Origin of the sequence: Mycobacterium appelbergii, assembly GCF_032883035.1 — a bacterium.
Taxonomy (GTDB): Bacteria; Actinomycetota; Actinomycetes; order Mycobacteriales; family Mycobacteriaceae; genus Mycobacterium; species Mycobacterium appelbergii.
The window spans coordinates 202,720-222,000 of record NZ_JAMQTH010000011.1 but is presented as its reverse complement, the minus strand read 5'-3'; the positions used below and the strand labels follow the sequence as shown (position 1 = coordinate 222,000).

General features: G+C 68.4%; 16 protein-coding genes. All 16 read right to left on the bottom strand.

The window, feature by feature from the left end; translation table 11 throughout:
• Positions 1-74: 74 nt before the first annotated feature.
• The 16 genes from M1247_RS24860 to mraZ all read right to left on the bottom strand — a co-directional run bounded on the left by M1247_RS24860 (position 75) and on the right by mraZ (position 18,930).
• Positions 75-716, bottom strand: coding sequence for a cell division protein SepF (locus M1247_RS24860; protein WP_317159059.1), 642 nt, complete (start codon positions 714-716; stop codon positions 75-77).
• Entirely contained in the window at positions 713-1,546 is an 834-nt protein-coding gene (locus M1247_RS24855) for a YggS family pyridoxal phosphate-dependent enzyme (RefSeq protein ID WP_317159058.1), read from the bottom strand. Before M1247_RS24855 ends, M1247_RS24860 begins: the two co-directional genes overlap by 4 nt.
• Positions 1,543-2,253 (bottom strand): peptidoglycan editing factor PgeF, encoded by a 711-nt coding sequence (gene pgeF, locus M1247_RS24850; RefSeq protein ID WP_317159057.1) that lies wholly within the window; start codon positions 2,251-2,253, stop codon positions 1,543-1,545. The genes M1247_RS24855 and pgeF overlap by 4 nt, the downstream gene beginning before the upstream one ends.
• Before the next feature lie 36 nt (positions 2,254-2,289).
• Positions 2,290-3,444 carry a cell division protein FtsZ gene (ftsZ, locus tag M1247_RS24845; protein WP_317159056.1) on the bottom strand — a complete coding sequence of 385 codons (1,155 nt, stop codon included), beginning with the start codon at positions 3,442-3,444 and terminating at the stop codon, positions 2,290-2,292.
• Between the two features lie 205 nt (positions 3,445-3,649).
• The gene (locus tag M1247_RS24840) at positions 3,650-4,561 is read right to left on the bottom strand and encodes a cell division protein FtsQ/DivIB (RefSeq protein WP_410506932.1); all 912 of its coding nucleotides are present in this window, start codon (positions 4,559-4,561) and stop codon (positions 3,650-3,652) included.
• Entirely contained in the window at positions 4,558-6,042 is a 1,485-nt protein-coding gene (gene murC, locus M1247_RS24835; protein ID WP_317159055.1) for a UDP-N-acetylmuramate--L-alanine ligase, read from the bottom strand. The genes M1247_RS24840 and murC overlap by 4 nt, the downstream gene beginning before the upstream one ends.
• Positions 6,039-7,208 carry an undecaprenyldiphospho-muramoylpentapeptide beta-N-acetylglucosaminyltransferase gene (gene murG, locus M1247_RS24830; protein WP_317159054.1) on the bottom strand — a complete coding sequence of 390 codons (1,170 nt, stop codon included), beginning with the start codon at positions 7,206-7,208 and terminating at the stop codon, positions 6,039-6,041. The genes murC and murG overlap by 4 nt, the downstream gene beginning before the upstream one ends.
• A complete protein-coding gene (gene ftsW, locus M1247_RS24825; protein WP_458695251.1) occupies positions 7,205-8,758 on the bottom strand; it encodes a putative lipid II flippase FtsW in 1,554 nt (517 codons plus the stop codon). The genes murG and ftsW overlap by 4 nt, the downstream gene beginning before the upstream one ends.
• Positions 8,759-8,763: 5 nt before the next feature.
• Positions 8,764-10,233, bottom strand: coding sequence for a UDP-N-acetylmuramoyl-L-alanine--D-glutamate ligase (murD, locus tag M1247_RS24820; protein ID WP_317159053.1), 1,470 nt, complete (start codon positions 10,231-10,233; stop codon positions 8,764-8,766).
• 1 nt (position 10,234) lies between these two features.
• The gene (gene mraY, locus M1247_RS24815; protein ID WP_317159052.1) at positions 10,235-11,314 is read right to left on the bottom strand and encodes a phospho-N-acetylmuramoyl-pentapeptide-transferase; all 1,080 of its coding nucleotides are present in this window, start codon (positions 11,312-11,314) and stop codon (positions 10,235-10,237) included.
• Entirely contained in the window at positions 11,311-12,810 is a 1,500-nt protein-coding gene (locus tag M1247_RS24810; protein ID WP_317159051.1) for a UDP-N-acetylmuramoyl-tripeptide--D-alanyl-D-alanine ligase, read from the bottom strand. Before M1247_RS24810 ends, mraY begins: the two co-directional genes overlap by 4 nt.
• The gene (locus M1247_RS24805) at positions 12,807-14,342 is read right to left on the bottom strand and encodes a UDP-N-acetylmuramoyl-L-alanyl-D-glutamate--2,6-diaminopimelate ligase (RefSeq protein ID WP_317159050.1); all 1,536 of its coding nucleotides are present in this window, start codon (positions 14,340-14,342) and stop codon (positions 12,807-12,809) included. The genes M1247_RS24810 and M1247_RS24805 overlap by 4 nt, the downstream gene beginning before the upstream one ends.
• A 68-nt stretch (positions 14,343-14,410) precedes the next feature.
• A complete protein-coding gene (locus M1247_RS24800) occupies positions 14,411-16,336 on the bottom strand; it encodes a peptidoglycan D,D-transpeptidase FtsI family protein (protein WP_317159049.1) in 1,926 nt (641 codons plus the stop codon).
• Entirely contained in the window at positions 16,333-17,373 is a 1,041-nt protein-coding gene (locus tag M1247_RS24795) for a cell division protein FtsL (protein ID WP_317159048.1), read from the bottom strand. Before M1247_RS24795 ends, M1247_RS24800 begins: the two co-directional genes overlap by 4 nt.
• Complete coding sequence (rsmH, locus tag M1247_RS24790) at positions 17,370-18,524, bottom strand: 16S rRNA (cytosine(1402)-N(4))-methyltransferase RsmH (RefSeq protein ID WP_317159047.1); 1,155 nt, start codon at positions 18,522-18,524, stop codon at positions 17,370-17,372. The genes M1247_RS24795 and rsmH overlap by 4 nt, the downstream gene beginning before the upstream one ends.
• On the bottom strand, positions 18,499-18,930 hold the full coding sequence (gene mraZ / locus M1247_RS24785; RefSeq protein WP_317159046.1) for a division/cell wall cluster transcriptional repressor MraZ: 432 nt from the start codon (positions 18,928-18,930) through the stop codon (positions 18,499-18,501). The genes rsmH and mraZ overlap by 26 nt, the downstream gene beginning before the upstream one ends.
• Positions 18,931-19,281 lie beyond the last annotated feature (351 nt).

Below are 19,281 nucleotides of genomic sequence, written 5' to 3'. Positions count from 1 at the left end.
GCCGGTATTGCGACGCCGCCAGCCTACCCGGCCGCGAGGGGGGCGGGCGGGTAGGCGTGAGCTAGAAAACAGGACTACTGGTAGGAGTAGAACCCGGCTTCGGCGATTCGCCTGCGCTCTTCTGCGCTCACGTCGACATCGGCGGGCGACAACAGGAAGACCTTCGTCGCCACCTTGTCGAACGATCCGCGCAGCGCGAAGGCCAGGCCTGCGGCGAAATCGACCAGCCGCTTGGCGTCGGCATTGTCCATCGAGACCAGGTCCATGATGACCGGGGTGCCGTCACGGAACCGTTCACCGATCGTGCGGGCCTCGCTGTAATCCTTGGGGCGCAGCGTGGTGATCTTCGCCAGTGGGCTGCCCGCTTCGAAGAGTTCAGCCATCCGGCGCGGGTCCATCGCGAGCGCACCGCGGGTCGAACCCCGTAACGCGCCGAGGCGCGGAGCGGCGCGGTCGAACTCACGGGGACCGCGCAGCCTGGGCTCCAGCCGCGGCTCGTCCGCGAAGCCGCCGGCATAGCCCCCGGCCCGGTAGGCCGGGCCCTCGTCGTACTCACGGCCTTCATAGCCGTAAGCCTCGTCCTCGAAGCGTTCCTCACGAGGCCGACGTGCGTAGCCGCGTACGGCGCCGCGCTCATCGTCCTCGTAGTACTCGTCGTCGTAGTCCTCCAACGGCGCCATGCCGAAGTAGGCCTTGACCTTGTGCAGTGTGCTCATCTCGGCGACCCCTCTGCGGACGGTGGAAATTCTGGTGTCTGTGATGAAGATGTGACTGGAGTGACTACTGCGGGAGACGTTAGCGGCCGTTTCCCCATCAACGCGGTTCCGACACGCACACAGGTCGACCCGTGTTTGACCGCGGTTTCCAGATCGTCCGACATCCCTGCCGACAGCCCGAGGCGCTGCGGATAGTCGCGCTGCACCCTGGCCAGTTCCGCCTCCAGCCGCGCGAAGGCCTCATCGCCCTCAGAGTTCAGCGGCGGGATCGCCATCAGACCGATGAACTCGAGCCCCTCCGCGCCTTGAGCTGCCGCGCACAGCTCGTCGACAAGTTCCGGCCGGCCGACATCCACCCCGCCGCGCTCGGTGTCACCGTCGAGACTGATCTGTAGGTAGACCCGCAGCGGTTCGGACCGGACCCCTTCGGACAGTGCGGCGAGCGCCGCCCGGTCCAGAGCGGAGACCAGCCTGGTGCTGTCCACCGAGTGCGCGGCGTACGCCCAGCCGGCAACCGCGCGGGCCTTGTTCCGCTGGATGCGCCCCACCATGTGCCAGCGAACCGGCGCATCCGGCAATTCAGCGCGCACCGCCGCGACTTTATTCGCCGCTTCCTGTTCGCGGGATTCACCAAATGCAAGGCATCCTAATCGGTGCAAAATGACAATATCGGTGACCGGAAAGAATTTCGTTACCGGAAGTAATTCGATTTCATTGACATTTCGCCCGGCCATTTCTGCGGCCCGCGCCAGGCGCGCCCGCGCCCGGCCGAAGGAGGCGGTCAGTTCGCCTGCCCGATCGCTGCCGTGCGGAAACGTCCCGGTACTCATTCCATCCACACCAATGACGCCAGGCGCCCGGTCGGCGCACCTCGACGATGACTGAACAGACCGCGGTCCTCGACCGTGCAGCGCGGATCGACGTCGATTGCCTTGACCCCCAAATCCGTTAGTTGCCGGGCAATTCCAGCCCGCAGGTCCAAACCGGGGGTGCCGCGCCCGGTGGTGGTGAGACTGCCCGGCAGGGCCGCGTCCACCTCGGCAGCCATGGCCGCGGGCACTTCGTAGTTGCGGCCGCTGACCGCCGGACCCAGGAGCACCGAGATGTCCTCGACACGCGCACCGTGCTCCACCATCGCCTCCAGCGTCCGGGCGACGATGCCTTTCTGCGCCCCGACGCGCCCGGCGTGCGCCGCGGCGACCACCCCGGCATGTGCGTCGGCCATTAATACCGGGACACAATCGGCGGTCACGACCGCCAAAGCCAAACCACGGGTGGTCGTCACCAATGCGTCGGCATTATCGACAGCGGGGACCCCTGGCGCCAGCGGTGCGTCCACGGCCACCACCCGGTCGCCGTGCACCTGATTCATCCAGATCACGCCGTCCGCACCGGTCGCAGCCGCCAGCCGTCGGCGGTTCTGGGCCACCGCGGCGGGATCGTCGCCGACATGGTCGCCGAGGTTGAACGAATCGAACGGCGGCTTGGAGACGCCACCGGCGCGGGTGGTCGTCACGCGCCGCACACGAATACTCACAATCCCAGTATCCGAGTCCGTTGCCCGGGGCCGGGCTCAGTGCCGCATGAACGGTGGCACATCGACATCGTCATCGGCGATACCGTCGTCTCCACCGATGCTGACCGTGGCACCGTTGGTGTGTGCCGGGACGGTGACCGCATCGTTCGGTTCGAACAGCGACGTCGTCACCTTGCCCGCCCGGGCCGAGGCGATCGGTTGCGTCGGAGCTTGCCCTGGGCCGACCACCGGCTTGCGACTGGGCATCGACATCTCAAAGCCGGCCGCGATGACCGTGACCCGGACTTCGTCGCCGAGTGAGTCATCGATGACCGTGCCGAAGATGATGTTCGCTTCGGGATGGGCCGCGTCCTGCACCAGTGACGCCGCCTCGTTGATCTCGAACAACCCGAGATCGCTGCCGCCGGCGACGGAGAGCAGCACACCCTGTGCGCCCTCCATCGAGGCTTCGAGCAGTGGAGAGTTGATCGCGATCTCGGCGGCCTTGAGCGCACGACCGTCACCGCGCGCGGAGCCGATGCCCATCAATGCGGTGCCCGCACCGCTCATCACGCCCTTCACATCGGCGAAGTCGACATTGATCAAGCCGGGAGTGGTGATCAGGTCTGTGATGCCCTGCACGCCGTTGAGCAACACCTCGTCGGCGCTGCGGAACGCATCCATGAGCGATACCGCGGCATCACCCATCTGCAGCAGCCGGTCGTTGGGGATCACGATCAGCGTGTCGCAGCTCTCGCGCAGCGCGGTGATGCCGGTCTCGGCCTGGTTGCTGCGTCGTTTGCCCTCAAAGGAGAACGGTCGCGTCACCACGCCGACGGTCAGCGCACCGAGCTTGCGGGCAATCGTCGCCACCACGGGCGCACCGCCCGTGCCGGTGCCGCCGCCTTCACCTGCGGTGACGAACACCATGTCGGCGCCGCGCAGCAGTTCCTCGATGTCGTCCTTGGCATCCTCGGCCGCTTTGCGCCCGACCTCTGGGTCGGCGCCAGCGCCGAGACCTCTGGTGGAATCGCGGCCGACATCGAGCTTGACGTCGGCATCGCTCATCAACAGCGCCTGCGCGTCGGTGTTGATCGCGATGAACTCGACGCCCTTCAGGCCCTGTTCGATCATCCGGTTGACGGCGTTGACGCCGCCGCCGCCGATGCCCACCACCTTGATGACTGCTAGGTAGTTGTGCGGGGGGGTCATGATCGTCTTCCTCCCTGGTTGCCGTTAATGGGCGCCGAACCCTCCTTCTGCAAACTCTCAACCTCAACCATAGGCTTAGAGTTATGTCAAGTAGTTCCGCGCAAACAGAACGGTAGGGCGACAACGCGGGGTATCGCGGCAGGCGCGCCGACGCGTCGCATGGCAATTTCGCTCGACCCGATTGCTCCTCGTGCCCGCGACCGGTCTACTTGACCGTCGGCAGGTCCGGGCTCGAGACGTCGTAGGTCTGGCCGGGCTGCGTCAGCAGGGCCGCCAACTTCAGGGCCTTCTCATCGGTGCGATCGTTGGTGCCCCACACCACAACCCGACCGTCGGTGAGCGTCAACGTGATCGAGGCGACCGACGGTGCGGCGATCCGACCGACCTGACTCACCACATCGGGCGGCAGGGCCAGCATCACCTCGAGCGCAGCCTGCGTGGGCGGATCATTGGGCCCCGGATTGTCCGCGTCGAGATACGGCAACAAATTCGGCGGTGGCGCGGTCGCGAAATCAACCCCATCGCGATCGAACAGGTGCGGGCCGTCCGGGTAGTCCTTGACCACGACCGGAACCCGTTCCACCACGGTGATCCGCAACGTCGACGGGTACTCCCGCTGCACCCTGGCACTGGCGACCCGACGGATGGTGGCCACCCGCTCGGCGATCACGTCGGTGTTGATCTGCAACAACGGTTCGTCGGGCGGAACGGCGGCGGCCGCGAGCACCTCGTCCTGGGTCACCACCGCCAACCCGGTGACGACCACGCTGCGGGCGGACATGATCGGGGTGAAGTACAAGATCAGGCCCAGCGACACCGCCAACACGCTGGCCAGTGCCGACCACAGCAGCACCTTCAAGCCCCGGAGAGTGCCTCGCGCAACGGTTTTCGGTGCATCGGCCGATTTCCCGTCGACCCGGCGCTTGGCCTCCCGGCGGGCCTGCTCGATCGCCGTGGCGCGGTCGCGCGCCGCGCGCCGTTCCTCGCGTTCGCGCCGGGCGCGCCGTCGGGGTCCCTCGAAATCGGTTTCCGCCGCGGGCGGCGAATCGGGCCCAGCCGCGGGCGGCGAATCAGGCCCAGCCGGTTCGGTCAAGCCGTCAGGACCCGGCTCGGTCACGACGATCCCGTCCCCGGCCGTCCTGGAACACTGCGGTTGGCCCTGATCTGCAATTCGGTCAGAATCTCGCTGCCCAGCATCGTCACGTCACCGGCGCCCATCGTGAGCACGACATCGCCGGGGCGCGCCGATGCCGCGACGAGCGCGGCCACCGCGGAGAAATCCGGCACGTAGGTCACCGGCGCGGTGACATGTCCGGCCACCGTGGCACCGCTGACCCCGGCCAACGGCTGTTCCCGGGCGCCGTACACATCGAGCACGAAGACCTCATCGGCCAGGCTCAGTGCACCCCCGAAGTCTTGCGCGAAAGCCGCTGTGCGTGAATACAAGTGGGGCTGGAAGGCCACGATCACGCGACCGTCGGTCTGGTCCGCGACGATCTGGGCCGCGTCCAGGGTGGCCCGCACTTCGGTGGGATGGTGAGCGTAGTCGTCAAAGACCCGGACGCCGTGGGTGACACCCACCAGCTCGAAACGTCTGCGCACACCCTCGAATCCGGCCAGCCCGTCGAGGACGGTCTCTGCCGTTGCTCCCACCTGCAGCGCAGCCAACAGTGCGGCCAGCGCGTTGAGCGCCATGTGCCGGCCCGGCACCGCCAGCCGGATCGCCCGTGGATGCGGCTCGCCTGCGAGCTGGGTGTGGGCCACCGCACCGGTACCCTGCTGTTCCCAACTCAGCAGTGTTCCCGCGAGCCCGGGTGATTCATCGTCCCCCGCGTCGGCAGGCCCGGCACTGCCGTAGCGCAGCACCCGGATACCCAGCGCCTCTGTTCGATCGGCGAGTGCGGCCGAACCAGGATCATCGGTGCACACCACGAGCGTCCCGCCCGGTGCGATGCGGTCGACGAACGCGTCGAACACCGCGGTGTAGGCCTGTTCGCTGCCGAAGAAATCCAGATGGTCGGCCTCGATGTTGGTCACCACGGCCACATCCGGCGTGTACTCGAGGAGGGAACCGTCGCTTTCGTCGGCTTCGGCGACGAAGCAATGTCCGCTGCCGTGATGTGCGTTGGTGCCTGCCTCCCCCAGCTCGCCGCCCACGGCGAACGAGGGGTCGAAACCACCGTGCTGCAAGGCCACGATGAGCATCGAGGTGGTGGTGGTCTTGCCGTGGGTGCCGGTCACCATCACCGTGGTGTATCCGGCCATCAGCTTGGCCAGCACCACCGGACGCAGAATCACCGGGATTCCGCGGCGGCGTGCCTCGACCAACTCCGGGTTGGTCTTGGGTATCGCCGCGTGCGTGGTGACGACCGCGGTCGGCCCTCCCGGTAACAGGTCCAGTGAGGACGGGTCGTGGCCGACGCGAATCTGGGCTCCCCTCGCGCGCAGGGCCACCACACCACGGGATTCCTTGGCGTCCGACCCGGAGACCAGACCGCCCCGGTCGAGCAGGATCCGGGCCACCCCGGACATCCCGGCTCCCCCGATTCCGACCATGTGTACCCGCTGCAACTCTGGAGGCAGCGAATTACCGTTCATCGCAGCACCTCTCGTCTGTCGCGCGCCGAGCGGGCGACATCCAGCGCAACCTCGGCAACGCGACGTGCGGCATCGCGGTGCCCCGACAGCGACGCGGCCGCTGTCATGGCCGACAGCCGGGAATCGTCGGTGAGCAGGCCGACAACCGCATCTGCGACAGCACCGCCGCTGAGGTCGGCGTCGTCGATGAGGATGCCGCCGCCCGCGGCGACCACCGGCTGGGCATTGAGCCGCTGTTCGCCGTTGCCGATCGGCAGCGGTACGTACATTGCGGGCAACCCGATCGCGGTCACCTCGGCCACCGTCATCGCTCCGGACCGACAGATCGCCAGATCCGCTGCGGCGTAGGCCAGATCCATTCGGTCGAGGTATCCCACCGCAACGTAGGGCGGCGCGCCCTCTGGTGGCGGCAGTTCCAACGTGTTCTTCGGGCCGTGTGCGTGCAGTACCGAAATACCAGCGGCGCCAAGGGCTTTTGCCGCGGCAGAGACAGCACGGTTGATCGACTGCGCGCCCTGTGAACCGCCGAACACCAGAAGCACCTTGGCGTCCTCGGCAAAGCCGAAGTGCGCCCTGGCCTGTGCGCGCAAGGCGGCACGGTCCAATGAGGTGATCGCCTCCCGCACCGGCACCCCGACCACCTCGACGTTGCGCAGACCGGGGTCGGCCACAGCCGAGAGGACCCGACTCGCGGACCGGGCACCCACCCGGTTCGCGAGGCCGGCGCTGGCGTTGGCCTCGTGAACCACCACCGGTACCGCACGCCTGCGCCCCGCGGGCGTGAACCCGCCGCGGGCGGCCAGATACGCCGGCAACGCCACATAGCCACCGAAACCCACCACGACGTCGGCCTCGACGTCGGCGAGCACCGACCGCGTCTGGCGGATCGCCCGGCGCACCCGCATGGGCAGCCGGACCAGATCACCCGAGGGCTTGCGCGGCAGTGGCACCGGCGTGATCAGCTCAAGGTCATAACCGCGCTGCGGTACCAGCCGGGTTTCCAACCCCCGTGCGGTGCCCAGCGCGGTGATCCGCACGTTCGGATCGAGCGCGCGCAACGCATCGGCGACCGCCATCGCCGGTTCGACGTGTCCCGCCGTCCCGCCTCCGGCCAACACGACAGACAGTCGCCGGCTACCCCCCGCAGAGGTCGAACTCCCGCTCACCCGTAACGCTGACCTTCCAATGTGCGGGCCCGACGGCCCTGATGACGCTGGCCAGAACCATATCCGACCGACGACCTGCCACCCTTTACGGGCTGCTTGCCGCCAGCGCGGGCGGACCGGCGGACCGGCGCGTCAGCCGGGCGGGGTTTGCGCCGTTTGGGTGCGGTCGGTTTGCGATCGGATTTACGTGGGGGCTTGGCCACGGCCGCGCCGGGCTTTGAGCGCAACCGGTCGCGTACCGCCTCCAGCCGTGTCGGAACGTAGGGTTCGGGCAACGGCAGCCGCAGTATCCGGTTCATCCGGTCGTCTCGTCCGGCCCGCAGCGCAGCCACCGCCTCGGGTTCGTGCCGTGCCGCGTTGGTGATCAGCCCCATCATCAAAAGCGTTGTCGCCTGCGACGATCCGCCCGCCGATATCAGCGGCAGCTGCAGGCCGGTGACCGGTAGCAGCCCGACCACGTAGCCGACGTTGATGAACATCTGCCCGACCACCCACAGCGTGGTGGTTGCGGTGAGCAACCGCAGGAACGGATCGGCCGAGCGGCGCGCGATCCGCATGCCGGTGTAGGCGAACAGTCCGAACAGGGCCAGCAGACCGGCAGCGCCGACGAGGCCGAGCTCCTCGCCGATGATCGCGAAGATGAAGTCGTTGTGCGCGTTGGGCAGATAGTTCCATTTGGCGGTGCCCTGTCCCAGCCCGTCGCCGAAGATGCCACCGTTTGCCAGAGCGAAGCGAGCCTGCCTGGACTGATAGCCGATGCCCTGCGAATCGGCCGCCGGGTCCAGCCAGGACTGCACGCGGTCGGATCGGTAGCCCGCGGACAGTGCCAGCACGCCGGCCGCCAACACCGCGGCCAGCAGCGAGGACACGAACACCCGCAGCGGCAGGCCCGCGTACCAGAGCAGGCCGAGCAGGATGATGCTCAGGGTGATGGTTTGTCCGAGGTCGGGCTGCGCGACGATCAACGCCAGTGCGATCACCGCGGCAGGCACCAACGGGATCAGCATCTCGCGCAGCGAGGCCCGTTCCATCCGCCTGGCCGCCAGCAGGTGCGCACCCCAGATCGCGAACGCGATTTTGGCCAGTTCCGAGGGCTGCATGGAGAACCCGGCGACGACGAACCAGCCTCGGGATCCGTTGGCCACCTTGCCGATTCCGGGGATCAACACCATCACCAGCAGGATGATGGTCAAGACGAAGCCCGGAAAAGCCAGCCGACGCAGGGTCTTGACCGACATCCGCAACGCCACATAGAAGGCGATCAGCCCGACGACGGTCCACATCACCTGGCGGCCGAACACGGCCCAGGGCGACCCGTCGAAGTCGTAGGAGTACACCCCCGACGCCGAGAGCACCATGATCAGGCCGAGCGTGGTCAGCAATGCCACGACCGCGATGATGAGATGGAAAGACGTCATCGGCCGGCCCAGCCAGGCCCCGAATTTCGTCCGCGGCACCTTCACCGAGGCCGCCGCCTCCGAGGTGCCGCCGGCTGTCTCGATCGCGCTGTCGCTGTTGGCGCGGCGCAACCGGGTGAGAATGTTGCCCACCACGGCTACCCGGTCGCAACGCGCACGGCCGCCGCGAACACGTCGCCGCGATGCCCGTAACTGTTGAACTGATCGAAGGACGCACCGGCCGGGGCCAGCAACACGGTATCTCCGGGTTCGGCCAGGCCGCGAGCAGCCTCGACCGCGGCCGCCATGACGGCCTCGGAGACCGGCTGATCGACAACCTCGATCACACGAGTCACAGGATTCACAACTGACTCAGCTGACCCTTTTGTCTCAAGCACCCCAGAATCCTCCCCCGTCACCAGCTCGACGACGGGGACATCCGGCGCGTGTCGCGATAACGCATCGGCAACCACCTGCCGGTCGCGCCCGATCAGCACGACCCCCACCAGGCGATTCGCCACCTGTTGCACCAGCTCATCGACGAGCGCGCCTTTCAGCAAGCCACCGGCGATCCACACCACGCGCGGATGGGCGGTGATCGAGGCCTGCGCGGCGTGCGGATTGGTCGCCTTCGAATCGTCGACGTAGCTCACCCCGTCAGCGACCCCGACCAACTCGGCCCGATGCCTGCCGACCTGGAATGATGCCAGCGCCGCCGCGATTGCCGCCGGGGCCACCCCGACTGCACGGGCCAGTGCCGCGGCGGCCAGGCCGTTGAGCACCCCGACCGGGCCTGCCACACTGATATCGGCCACATCAGCCAACTCGACACCGGCACCGAACGCCCGGTCGACGAGCTTGCCGCCACGCACGCCGAGTTCGCCGTCGGCCGGCTCACCCAGCCGGAATCCGACCCGCACAGGTGCCGCGGCGGCATCGAGCAGCCCCGCCGCCACCGGATCGTCCAGCCCGGCCACCGCGACGCGACCGTCGAGCACCCTGGCCTTGTCGCGGGCGTAGTCCGCCATGGAGCCATGCCAGTCCAGATGGTCCTCGGCCACGTTGAGCACCACGCCGGCCTCGGGTCGCAGCGACGGCGCCCAGTGCAGTTGAAAACTTGAAAGCTCGACCGCCAGCAACTCGGCCGGCTGATCCAGAACGGCGAGCACCGGGTCCCCGATGTTGCCGCACAACACACTGCGCCGGCCGTCGGCCACGAGCATCTCGTGCAACATCGAGGTCGTGGTGGTCTTGCCGTTGGTCCCGGTGACCACCAACCAGCGCCGCGGCGGCCCGAACCGGCCTGCCGCGTCGAGACGCCAGGCCAGCTCCACATCACCCCAGATCGGCACCCCGGCGGCCGCGGCCGCGGCCAGCACGGGCGCACTCGGCGGGAACCCAGGACTCGTCACCACCAGCTGGTAGTCGGCGATGCCCGAAATCGCAGTGGCCGGATCCACGACCGCGACGCCTTCTTCGGCGTACGGCTGTAAAGCCGTCGCCTTGTCGTCGCACAGCGTCGCGGTCACTCCCAGAGGGGCCAGCGCGGCGAGGATCGCCCGGCCCGTGATGCCCGCGCCGGTCACCAACACTGCCGCGCCGGCGGTGAGCGGAGCCAGATCGGACATCTCAGGCCCCGACGGCGGCAAGCCACTCGCTGTAGAACAGGGCCACGCCGAGCCCGCAGGCGATCGCCGTCAACAACCAGAACCTGATGATGACCGTGGTCTCGGCCCAGCCGACAAGCTCGAAATGGTGATGGAAGGGCGCCATTCGGAACACCCGACGGCCCGTGGTCCGGAATGCCAGGATCTGCACCACCACCGAGGTCACCTCGGCGACGAACAGCGCACCGAGCACCACCGCGAGGATCTCGGTACGGCTGGTCACCGACAGACCGGCGATGATGCCGCCCAATGCCAGTGACCCGGTATCGCCCATGAAGATCTTCGCCGGGGCGGCATTCCACCACAGGAAACCGATGCAGGCACCGGCCGTGGCCGCAGCGATGATCGCCAGGTCCAGCGGGTCCCGCACGTTGTAACAGCCCAGGCCCGGAGCGGTGGCACAGGCGTTGCGGAACTGCCAGAACGTGATCAGGACGTACGCCGCACACACCATCGCCATCGCGCCTGCCGCCAGCCCGTCCAGCCCGTCGGTGAAGTTCACCGCGTTGGACCAGGCACTGACGATCACCACGCAGAACACCACGAACAGCCATGACGCCAGCGTCACGGTGGCGATCTCGCGGACATAGGACAGCTCGGCGCTGCCCGGCGTCAGACCGTCGCCGTTGCGGAACTGCAGGGCCAGCACGCCGAACAGCACCGCGGCGGTCAGCTGACCGACAGTCTTGGCAGTCTTGTTCAGCCCCAGGTTTCGCGACCGCCGCAGCTTTATCAGGTCATCGATGAAGCCGACCAGGCCCAGCATCGTGGCCAGCCCGAGCACCAGCAGACCCGAGGCCGACGGACCCTCGCCGCCGAGAGCCACCCCGACCAGGTGGGTGCCCAGGTAGGCCGCCCAGATTCCCGCCACGATCGCCACACCGCCCATCGAGGGCGTGCCGCGCTTCTTGGCATGGCTGGCCGGGCCGTCTTCACGGATCTCGTGGCCGAGCCCGCGCCTGGTGAACAGCCGGATCAGCGCCGGCGTCAACAGGATCGACACCGCCAGCGCAATGCCGACGGCGATGAGGATCTGCCTCATCCGCCGAGCTTCCCTGCCACCGGAGCGGCCAATACCTCGGCAAGCGCACCCAGGCCGGCCGCCTTCGACGCCTTGACCAACACCACGTCGCCCGGCGCCAGCTCAGCACGCAGCAACGACAGTGCGGCGTCGGCGTCAGCGACCATGGTGGCCTCCGAACCCCACGAACCTTCCATGACAGCCCCGTGGTGCATGGCGCTCAACGACCTCCCGGTTCCGACGACGATGAGTCGAGAAACATCTAAGCGCACTGCCAATCGGCCGATGCGGTCGTGCTCGGAAATCGCGTCATCGCCGAGCTCGGCCATCTCACCGAGCACCGCCCAGCTGCGTCGCTTCTCGTCGGCGTCGCGGGCGATGGCGGCCAGCGCCTTCAGCCCGGCCGCGGTGGAGTCCGGGTTCGCGTTGTAGGCGTCGTTGATGATCGTCACACCGTCGTCGCGGGTACTGACCTGCATCCGGTGCTTGGACACCGGGCCTGCCGCGGCCAACGCCGCGGCCACCTGCTCCAGGCCGGCGCCGCACTCGAAAGCGACCGCGGCCGCGCAGAGGGCATTCGACACCTGGTGGTCACCGTGCACGGCCAGCGCGACGTCGGTCTGACCACCGGCACCGTGCAGCGTGAACCGCGGCCGGGCCAGTGCGTCGAGCGTGACCGGACCGGCCCAGACGTCGGCGCCTTCGGCGCGGCTGACCCGCACCACCCGCGCCGCGGTCACCTCGGCCATGGCCGCCACCACCGAATCATCCGCGTTGAGGATCACCACCCCTGAGGCCGGGACAGCTTGCGGCAATTCGGCTTTCGTCTTCGCGATGACCTCTCGCGAACCGAACTCGCCGAGGTGGGCGGTGCCGACGTTGAGCACCACCGCGATCGAGGGCGGGGCGATCGCGGCCAGCGCGGCGATATTGCCCGGATGGCGTGCCGACATCTCCAGAATCAGGAAGTCGGTGTCGGCGGTGGCCCGCAGCACCGTCCACGGATGACCGAGCTCGTTGTTGAACGATCCGGGCGGCGCGACGACCTGACCCAGTGGCGCCAGCACTGCGGCCAGCAGATCCTTTGTCGACGTCTTGCCCGACGAGCCGGTGACCCCGACGATCCGCAGTCCGCCCGCCACCAGCTCGGCGGCCACCGCCGCGGCGAGCCGGGCCAGTGCCGCCAGCACCGCCGCACCCGATCCGTCGCGGTCGAACTCCAGCGCACCCGAGGCCGACGCGGCGCCCCCCGGATCCGGCGGCACGACGATGGCCGGAACGCCCACCGGCCGGGCGGCAAGCACCGCGACCGCACCCGCGGCCACCGCGGCGGCCGCAAAGTCGTGTCCGTCCGAGCGGGCCCCGGGCAGGGCCAGGAACAGGCCACCGGCGCCCACGGCCCGGGAATCGAACTCGACGGTGCCGGTCACCCGGGTCGCGGCAGCGTCGTCAGCGGTGATGTCGGCGAGTTCGCCGCCGACGATCTCCGCGATCCGGGCAATGCTCATCTCGATCACGCGCGCGTCTCCCCTGCCTGCAGTGCCGCCGCCAGCTCGTCGCGGTCGTCGAACGGACGGGTCTGGCCGCCACAGGTCTGGCCGGTCTCGTGACCCTTGCCTGCGATCAACACAATGTCACCCGGTGCGGCCCAGCCGACGGCGTGGTCGATGGCCGCGCGCCGGTCACCGACCTCGACCACCTCCGCGGCGCCACCCGCACCGGCGGCACCCGCCATGATCGCGGCGCGGATCGTCGCCGGATCCTCGTCACGGGGGTTGTCGTCGGTCACCACGACCAGATCGGCCAGTTCGGCCGCCACCTGTCCCATCGGCTCGCGCTTACCGGCATCGCGGTTGCCACCGGCGCCGAACACGACAGCCACCCGACCGGTGGTCTGTGCCCGCAAGGTCTCCAACACCGCCCGCAGCGCGCCGGGCTTGTGCGCATAGTCGACCAGGGCCAGAAAATCCTGCCCCCGATCGACCGCCTGCAGACGGCCGGGCACGGTCGCGGTGCGCAGTCCGGGGGCGCCCTGTTCGGGTGACACCCCCGCGGCGTCCAACAACGCAACGGCCAGCGCGGCGTTGGCCACGTTGTACCTGCCGGGCAGGCCGATGCCCAGGGCGTGATGGACGCCTGCGGGATCGACCACGGTGAATTCCTGCGCACCCGGTCCGGAGACGGTGATGTCCTGCACGCGCCAGTGCGCCTCGTGACTGCCGGTGCTGACCGTGACCGGCGCGGCGGCGCGGGACGCCATCGCCACCCCGGCTTCATCGTCGACACAGATCACCGCGGCGGCAGCATGATTCGGCGACTTCGGATCGAACAACCGGGCCTTGGCATCGAAATAGTCCGCCATCGTGGGATGGAAATCCAGGTGGTCGCGGGACAGGTTCGTGAATCCGCCGACCGCGAACCGCACCCCGTCGACGCGGCCCAGCATCAACGCGTGGCTGGAGACCTCCATGACGACGGTGTCGACGCCGCGTTCAACCATCACCGCCAGCAGTGCCTGCAGATCGGGAGCTTCGGGGGTGGTCAGTGCGCTCGGCAGAGCACGACCGTCGATGCGGACACCGACCGTGCCGATCAGGCCGGCGATCCGGCCCGCGGCCCGCAGCCCGGCCTCCACCAGATAGGTGGTGGTGGTCTTGCCGGAAGTGCCGGTGACACCGATGACCCGCAGCCGCGCCGCGGGGTTTCCGTACACACTGGCGGCCAACTCGCCGAGCGCCGAGCGCGGCTCGGGGTGCACGAGCACCGGAACAGCGGGCCCGTGCCCGAGTTCGCTGACCCCGGCCGGGTCGGTGAGTACGGCCACCGCTCCCCGGGAGATCGCGTCCTCGGCGTAGCGGGCGCCGTGGGCGGTCGAGCCGGGCAGGGCGGCGAACATATCCCCAGGTAGAGCATCCTGACCGCGCAAGGTCACGCCGGTCACCCTGACTTCGGGCAGGGTCGAACCCGCGGCGGGCACTGCCTGGACCTGACCGGCGAGTACCGCGAGGAATTCGCCGGCGGGATGGCTGGGACGCGGCTTCATGGCCATGCCACAGTACCCATCGCCACCCCATCGCTAACCTGTCGCCACCCCTGCCCAACTCGCCCGCGACGGTGTCAGGTTGCCTGCAAAGTCAGCGGCGGACCGGGGTCCGGCGACAGCGGGATGTTCTGTCGCTGCAGCAACCAGGAGGCGATGTTGTGGAACAGCGGAGCCGCCGACGATCCAGGGCTCCCGTCGGCCGCCCGGTGCGGTGCGTCCATCATGATTCCCACCACGTACCGCGGATCGTCCGACGGCGCCATCCCGGCGAAAGTGATCCAGTAGACGTCGTCGTAGTAGCAGCCGCACGCGGGATTGATCTGCTGTGCGGTACCCGTCTTACCGGCGATCTGGTACCCGTCGACCCCGGCCTGCGAGCCGGTGCCCTGCTGGATGCCCGTCGGATCGTGCTGCACCACCGCCCGCAGCATGCCCCGCACGGTGCGCGCCGTCTCCGGCGTCACCACCTGCACCCCTTCGGGGCGCGGCTCGTCGGTACGGGTGCCGTCCGACTCGATGGTCGATTTCACGATCCGTGGGGGGATCCGCACCCCGTCGTTGGCGATGGTCTGATACATCCCGGTCATCTGTAGCAGCGTCATCGAAAGCCCCTGCCCGATAGGCAGATTGGCGAACGAGCTGCCTGACCACTGATCAATCGGCGGTAGTAGGCCGGAACTCTCGCCGGGCAGCCCGGCGTCGGTCCGCTGCCCGAGCCCGAACCGCCGGAGCATGTCGTAGAACCGTCCCGGCCCGACCCGCTGGGCCAGCATCAGCGTGCCCACATTGGACGACTTCCCGAACACGCCCGTGGTTGTGTACGGCATGACACCGTGATTCCACGCGTCGCGCACGGTGACCCCACCCATGTCGATGGAGCCGGGCACCTGCAGTACCTCGTCTGGGTTGGTCAATCCGTACTCGATGGCCGCGGACGCCGTGACGATCTTGTTCACCGAACCGGGTTCGAACGGTGACGACACCGACAGGTTGCCCATCTGCCGGTTCTCCTGACGGCCGAGGTCCTGGCTGGGATCGAACGTGTTGTCGTTCGACATCGCCAGCACCTCACCGGTTTTCGCATCGAGCACCACCGCGGAGACGTTCTTGGCCCCGGACGCATCCTTGGCCATCTGCACCTGCTGCTGCACGTGGTACTGGATGTCGTCATCGATGGTCAGTTGCACCGTCGAGCCGTTGACCGCGTCATGGCGGTTGCGGTAGCTGCCCGGAATCACCACACCGTCAGAACCCCGGTCATAGGTGACCGACCCATCCGACCCGGCCAGCGAGGCATCCAGCGAGTCCTCCAGCCCGAGCAGGCCGTGACCATCCCAGTCGATACCACCCACGATGTTGGCCGCCAGCGAGCCACCCGGGTACTGGCGCAGATCCTGTCGCTCCGAACCGACTTCCGGGTATTTCTCGGTGATCGCGTCGGCAATGGCCGGATCGACCGCGCGGGCGAGATAGACGAACGTCTCATTGCCTTTCAGCTTCTTCAGCACGGTCTTGGCATCGGGCTTGTTGTTCAGCCGGGCCGCCACGGCGGTCGCGATCTCGGACAGCCTGCGGTTCGGATCTGGCGCCTCCGGCGATTTGGCCTTGGCCTCGGCCAGTTGCTTACGGATCCGAACCGGCTGGAAGGTCAGTGCCCTGGCTTCGATGGTGAATGCCAGCTTGTCGCTGTTGCGGTCAACGATGCTGCCGCGCAACGCCTGTTCTATGTCGGTGACCTTGAGTTGGCTGGCGGCCTCGGCCCGCAAGCCCGCTGCGCGCGGCACCTGCAACATGAACAGCTGCACGCCGGCGATCAGCAGCACGACGAAGATGACCACACTCCCCGCGCGCTGCCGAAACACGAATGACGCGCTGCCCAAGCCGGTTTCGGTGGCAGCGACACGGGTACGCCGGATCCGGGCGGAATGCCCCTGGCCGGCCTGATCCTTCTTCACCCGCTGCGGCTTGGACTCGCCTCGGCGAGTGTCGCCGCGGCTCATGCGGCCGGGGCGGCGTCGACAGCGGGCGTGAACTGTTCTACCGCAGTGGTCGGTCCGGGCGCGATGGGCACCCCTGGGACGGCCAGTTGAGTGGCTGCACCCGGCGCGGCCTGCGCCGGCGCCGGTTCAGCGGGCACGGGTTCAGCGGGCACGGGTTCAGCGGGCGCGGGCGGGGCGGGCGCGGCCGGTGCCGGGGCGGGCAACTGCGGCCCGGTCGCCAGGTGCGGTACCTCGACCGGCGGCACACCGGGCATCGGTACCGCCCCGGGCAGCGCCACCGCAGGCTCGCCGGCCTGCGGGATCCGCACCGTCACTTCACGCGGGTCGACCACGCGGGGCGCCGGGGGCGCCGCGCGCGGAGGAGGCACCTCTTCGGGCAACGGTGTGTTCAGCGGTGGCGGTGGCACACCTTCGGCCGGCTTCGGCGTGCCGACCACGACCCAGTTGCCGCCGGGGTCCTGCACGAGGTGCGCGGTGTCGCGCGATGGAATCATGCCGAGATTGCGCGCGGCCTCGGCCAGCGCTGGAGCGGCCTGCGCCTCGAGCACGTCGCGTTCCAGTGCCTCTTTCTGCTGCAACAAACCCTGATTGGTCTGACGGGCGTGGCCCAATTCATAGGACCGCTCTGCCGATCCGGTCGACAGCCACAACGTGACCCCCAGGCCGAGACCCAGTGCGGCGATCACCAGCACCACGAACGGGACCCTGGCGATCAGCGCGCGCGGATTCAGCTCTATCGAGGCGAGTCTGACCAGCAACCGCTCGCGCAATGGCGGGCGGACGATCTTGGGGGCCTTGGCTTTCCGCGCCTTCGCCCTGGCCTTGGCCTGACTCGCACTCTTGGGACGGGCGGGGCCGCTCCTGGGCCGTGGAATCGGTCCGGTCCTGGGCGCCGGGCGCACCGGACGCTGCTCGGGGTTGGGCCTGCGTTTGCGCGGGGGCGCCTCGGTACCGCGCCGCTGCCCGGCCCGCGCCGGCTGCCGCTTCCCCGCTCTGCGGTCGCCGTCGCGCATCGGCGTGGGTTGCTTGACCTTCATGAGTTGCCCCTTCCCCCAACCTTTTCAAGTGCTCGCAGCCGCACCGGGGCGCTACGTGGATTGCGATCTATCTCCTGCTCGTCGGCCCGCTCGGCACCGCGCGTCAGGGCGACGAACTCGGGTTCATGGCCGGGAAGTTCGATGGGAAGGCCAGGCGGGGTTCGTGATGCCGTCGCGGCGGCGAACGCGGTCTTGACGATCCGGTCCTCCAACGACTGATAGGCCATCACCACGATGCGGCCACCGCGCTGCAACGCGGCCAGCGCCGCAGGCATCGCCGCACGCAGTGAATCCAGCTCTCCGTTGACCGCGATACGCAGTGCCTGGAATGTGCGCTTGGCCGGATGACCTCCGGTACGGCGCGCCGGGGCGGGGATCGCCTCGTACAGCAGCTCGACCAGCTCACCGGTGGTGGCGAACGGCTGCTTGGCACGGCGGCGAACGACTTTGTCCGCGATCCGGCCCGCGAAACGTTCGTCGCCGAAATCGCGCAGCACCCGGGCGATGGCCTTCGCGTCGTAGGTGTTGAGGATCTCGGCGGCGGTCAATCGCGCGTCCGGGTCCATCCGCATGTCCAGCGGCGCGTCGGTGGAGTAGGAGAATCCGCGCTGCGCCTGGTCCAGCTGCATCGACGACACCCCGAGGTCGAACAGCACGCCGTCAATGTGGGAGTGACCCGAATCGGCGATTGCCGCGGCGATGCCGTCGTAGCGGGTACGGACGAGGCTCACCCGTTCACCGAACGGGGCGAGCCGCTCGCCGGCGATGGCCAGTGCATTGGGATCCCGGTCCAGGCCGATCAGCCGTAAGCCAGGGAGATCGGTCAGAAAACGCTCGGAATGCCCGCCTGCACCGAGGGTGGCATCGACCAGAACGGCATCGGTGCCGTCACTGTGGCGCCTGGTGAGCGCGGGGGTCAGCAGCTGTACGCAGCGATCCAGCAGGACCGGGATATGCCCGTGATCGCGCTGATCCCCAGAGTCCTGAGCCACTCCAACTCCTCCGGTTGGGGCCGCCCCTGCATCGAGGTCCCTGTCCGAGTTGCCGGACCTGGCGTTGGGGAAGTACGCCAGGGCCGATTCGGGCAAGGGCCACGCTGCACGGGCGTGCCGATCGGTAGTCGGATCAGATGATGTCGCGCAGGGTTTCATCAGTAGCCGCGGAGAAGTTCTCTTCGTGCATCTGCTGGTACTCCTGCCAGGCTTGGGCGTCCCAGATCTCCAGGTAGTCGACCGAGCCGATCACCACGCATTCCTTGGACAGGCTCGCGTAGCGGCGATGGTCGGCCGACAGGGTGATCCGGCCCTGCCCGTCGGGGTGCTGCTCATCGGTTGCCGCAGCCAGGTTCCGCAGGAACGCCCGGGCCTCCGGATTGCTCCGCGATGCCTGCGATGCGCGCCTGGCCAACTTCTCGAACTCGTCACGCGGGTAGACGGCAAGGCTGTGATCTTGACTCTTGGTGACCATCAACCCTCCTGCCAGTGCGTCGCGGAACTTGGCGGGCAGCGTGAGCCGCCCCTTGTCGTCGAGCTTGGGCGTGTAGGTACCCAGAAACATCTGGCCACCTCCCGCTCCTCGGTCGGAGTCCGAGTCGCTTCGCTTCTGCTCTCCGAACGGGGTTCCGGATTCCCCGTTGGGCGCCACTTTACCCCACGATCCCCCACTTTGCTCCATTTGATGTCATCAGTTCGGTCATTCTCCCCACCACGGCCCCCAAAAAGTCCGTGCAGAAGCGTGCCCACGGCGTTTTTCTCGCACGATTTCACGCAAAACCGCAGGTCGACGGCGGCCAGCCTGCGGTGGGGCGTAGTGGGGCGGGAATGGGCGCCGCGGCCACGCAACCGTCGGTCACCCGGCCCACAACAGTGCGCTGGGCACCGCCTCGGCGTGTCGCCGAGGCGGCCGTCG

Coding starts and splice junctions, on each gene's coding strand:
- mraY (WP_317159052.1), bottom strand. CDS start 11,314: ATGAGGCAGATCCTCATCGCCGTCGGCATTGCGCTGGCGGTGTCGATC.
- M1247_RS24795 (WP_317159048.1), bottom strand. CDS start 17,373: ATGAAGGTCAAGCAACCCACGCCGATGCGCGACGGCGACCGCAGAGCG.
- mraZ (WP_317159046.1), bottom strand. CDS start 18,930: ATGTTTCTGGGTACCTACACGCCCAAGCTCGACGACAAGGGGCGGCTC.
- M1247_RS24855 (WP_317159058.1), bottom strand. CDS start 1,546: ATGAGTACCGGGACGTTTCCGCACGGCAGCGATCGGGCAGGCGAACTG.
- murC (WP_317159055.1), bottom strand. CDS start 6,042: ATGAACGGTAATTCGCTGCCTCCAGAGTTGCAGCGGGTACACATGGTC.
- ftsZ (WP_317159056.1), bottom strand. CDS start 3,444: ATGACCCCCCCGCACAACTACCTAGCAGTCATCAAGGTGGTGGGCATC.
- M1247_RS24860 (WP_317159059.1), bottom strand. CDS start 716: ATGAGCACACTGCACAAGGTCAAGGCCTACTTCGGCATGGCGCCGTTG.
- M1247_RS24800 (WP_317159049.1), bottom strand. CDS start 16,336: ATGAGCCGCGGCGACACTCGCCGAGGCGAGTCCAAGCCGCAGCGGGTG.
- M1247_RS24805 (WP_317159050.1), bottom strand. CDS start 14,342: ATGGCCATGAAGCCGCGTCCCAGCCATCCCGCCGGCGAATTCCTCGCG.
- murD (WP_317159053.1), bottom strand. CDS start 10,233: ATGTCCGATCTGGCTCCGCTCACCGCCGGCGCGGCAGTGTTGGTGACC.
- rsmH (WP_317159047.1), bottom strand. CDS start 18,524: ATGAAACCCTGCGCGACATCATCTGATCCGACTACCGATCGGCACGCC.